This window comes from Terriglobia bacterium (genome assembly GCA_020073205.1).
GTDB lineage: Bacteria > Acidobacteriota > Polarisedimenticolia > Polarisedimenticolales > JAIQFR01 > JAIQFR01.
The window spans coordinates 1-2,931 of the sequence record JAIQFR010000203.1 but is presented as its reverse complement, the minus strand read 5'-3'; the positions used below and the strand labels follow the sequence as shown (position 1 = coordinate 2,931).

The 2,931-nt window shown below is 69.1% G+C and carries 3 protein-coding genes; 2 read left to right on the top strand and 1 reads right to left on the bottom strand.

Going from position 1 to position 2,931, the window contains the following annotated elements; translation table 11 throughout:
* Positions 1–154: 154 nt before the first annotated feature.
* Positions 155–1,327, bottom strand: a complete 1,173-nt coding sequence (locus tag LAO51_20400; protein MBZ5641107.1) for a methyl-accepting chemotaxis protein — start codon at positions 1,325–1,327, stop codon at positions 155–157.
* A gap of 247 nt (positions 1,328–1,574) precedes the next feature.
* On the opposite strand from LAO51_20400, the gene LAO51_20395 reads away from it, so the two are divergent.
* Together LAO51_20395 and LAO51_20390 are read left to right on the top strand one after the other, a co-directional pair.
* Positions 1,575–2,561, top strand: a complete 987-nt coding sequence (locus LAO51_20395) for a MoxR family ATPase (protein ID MBZ5641106.1) — start codon at positions 1,575–1,577, stop codon at positions 2,559–2,561.
* On the top strand, positions 2,558–2,931 hold a 374-nt coding region (locus LAO51_20390; protein ID MBZ5641105.1), incomplete at its 3' end, for a DUF58 domain-containing protein. The genes LAO51_20395 and LAO51_20390, both read left to right, overlap by 4 nt.

The window sequence follows — 2,931 nt, the reverse complement described above, 5'->3', positions numbered from 1 at the left end:
ATTCCGTGAGTCCTGGCAAATATATCGTAGTCATTGGAATGAATCATTGGGGCCCGCTCAATGGATGGAAGATTCACCCATCTAAGGATGGGATTGCAGACTACATGATCTTTGATCTGCAGGGCCCTTCGGCAAAGCTCCGGGATGCCGGGTACTACGATGAGACGATTTGCATCGAGGCGTTCTGCTGCGTCGTGGCCGCCGAGGCCTCCACGGTCCCCGCGGCGTTCTGGCGCGCGATGCTCGAGATCCGCTCGAGGGACTCGACCACGCTCTCGGCGGCGGCGCGCTGGGTCTCCGCCTCCTTCGAGATCTCGCCGGCGAGCCGCGCGGTCCCGCGGGTCGCGTCGAGGATCTGCTCGAAGGAGGCCGACGTGCTGTCCACCACGGCGCGCGCCTCGTCGGCGGCGGCGACGCTCTTCCTGATTTCGCTCGCAGCCTCCCGCGATCCCCTCAGGATCTCCTCGTTGAGCGCGGAGATCTCCTCCGCGAACCGGCAGACGCTCTCGGAGAGTCGCCGGATCTCTTCGGCCACCACCGCGAACCCCCGGCCCTCCTCGCCCGCGCGCGCCGCTTCGATGGCGGCGTTGATCGCGAGGATGTGGGTCTGCTGCGAGAGCGATCCGATGAAGGGGACGATCTTTCCGATCTCGTCCGCCCGCTCACGGAATCCCTCGACGTTCGCCGCCGCGGCCTCGATCCTGTCCGAGAGCGCCGCGATGCCTTCGGCCACGCGTCTCGCGTCGCCGGCGCCCGCGGCGGCCTTCCCCGCGGCGCCGGCGGCCGAGGCGTCCACCTCGCGCGCCCGCGAGGCCACGTTCTCCGCCGCGCGCCTGAGCTCGCGGGTGGTCGCGGTGGTACCGGCGACCCGCTCGGCCTGCTCTTCCGCCCCCCGCGCGATGGCCTGGGCGGCCTCGGCGATCTCCTCGGTCGCGGTGTTCATGTGCTCCGACGACGCCGACAGCTCTCGCGCCGACTCGTGGATGCGCACGGCCGTGGACTGGACCTCGAGGACGACGCCGAGGAGGCTGTCGACCATCGTCGCGAACGAGCGCGCCAGCTCCGCGGTCTCGTCCGAGCCGCGCACCTCGACGCGTCGCGTGAGGTCCCCCTGGCTGATGACCGTCGCGGCGGCGGCGAGGAGACGGAGCTTGCGGGTGAGCAGGTGCGACACGACCCACGCGGCCCCGAGGCCGATGGCGAGATCGGTGCACACGATGAGCGCCGGCCCCCACAGCGGATCGTCCTGGAAGCGCGGCACGACGACACCCGCAATCGTGCAGAGGCACGTGACGAGGAGGAACGAGGCCGCGAGCTTCTTCTTCATGCGAGTCCGTCCGGGCGTGATGGCCGGTCCCGTGCCCCGTGCCGGCGCATGCCCCGGCAAATATAGGTTCCGCCCCGCTCATTACCAGGCGCCGCTCGAGGTCCGCGCGGGCGGGCGGAGCGCTTTCCGCGGGACGCCCGTTTGACAGCCCGAGCCTCCTGTCTTAGAATTCGGGGTCGTTTTAAGTCTTTTGATCGCAACAAGTAAAGCCGCGTAGTCGGCGAGAGACCGAGGCGGGAGGAACGGGATGCACGAGGAGGTTCAAGCGATCCAGGAGCGGGTCCAGCGCGAGTCGGCGGTGGTGGAGCAGCTCCTCGCCGAAGTGCGGAAGGTCATGGTGGGGCAGCGGTACTTGCTCGAGAGGATGGTGATCGGGTTGCTCGCGCGGGGGCATCTCCTCCTCGAAGGGGTCCCCGGTCTCGCCAAGACCCTGGCGGTCAGGACCTTCGCGGCGGCCGTGCGCGGCACCTTCCAGAGGATCCAGTTCACGCCCGATCTCCTCCCCGCCGATCTCACCGGCACCTTGGTCTACAACCAGAAGGAGGGGACGTTCGTTCCCCACCAGGGACCGTTGTTCGCGAACTTCGTCCTCGCGGACGAGGTGAATCGCGCCCCGGCGAAGGTGCAGTCCGCGCTTCTCGAGGCGATGCAGGAGCGGCAGGTCACCCTCGGCGACCGCACGTTCCCCCTGCCGAGCCCCTTTCTCGTCCTCGCGACGCAGAACCCGATCGAGCAGGAGGGAACGTACCCGCTCCCCGAGGCCCAGGTGGATCGCTTCATGCTCAAGCTCCGGGTCGACTACCCCACGCAGGAGGAGGAGCGGCAGATCCTCGACCGGATGAGCGGCGCCGACGAGCCGGTGGCCAGCCCCGTGGTGGCGATGGAGGATCTCGCGAGAGCCCGGGACGCGATGTACTCGATCTACGTGGACGACCGCATCAAGGATTACGCGGTGCGCCTGGTCCAGGCGACGCGCCGGCCCCGGGACTTCAAGCTCGACCTCGAAGGGCTGGTCCAGTACGGCGCCTCCCCGCGAGCCACGCTCTACCTCGTCGCGGCCGCGCGGGGGCACGCGTTCCTCCGCGGGCGGGGCTTCGTCACGCCGGAGGACGTGAAGGCGATCGGCCACGACGTCCTGCGCCATCGGCTGATCCTGTCGTTCGAGGCCGAGGCCGAGTCGGTGACCTCGGACGAGCTGGTGCAGCGCGTCTTCGACGCGATCGAGGTCCCGTGACCCCCAGGGAGGTGCTCCGTCGGGTGCGGCGGCTCGAGATCCGCACCCGGAAGGTCGTGGACGAGAGCCTCGCGGGCTCGTACCACTCGGTGTTCCGCGGCCGCGGCATGGAGTTCGCGGAGGTGCGCGAGTACGAGCCGGGCGACGACGTGAGGACCATCGACTGGAACGTCTCCGCGCGCATGGGCCACCCGTTCGTCAAGAAGTTCACCGAGGAGCGCGAGCTGACCGTCGTGCTCGTCGTGGACGGGAGCGGGTCCGCGAGATTCGGGACCGGCGCGGCCACGAAGCTCGAGATGGCCGCCGAGGTCTCGGCGCTCCTGGCGTTCTCCGCGATCCGCAACAACGACCGGGTCGGGCTCTTGCTGTT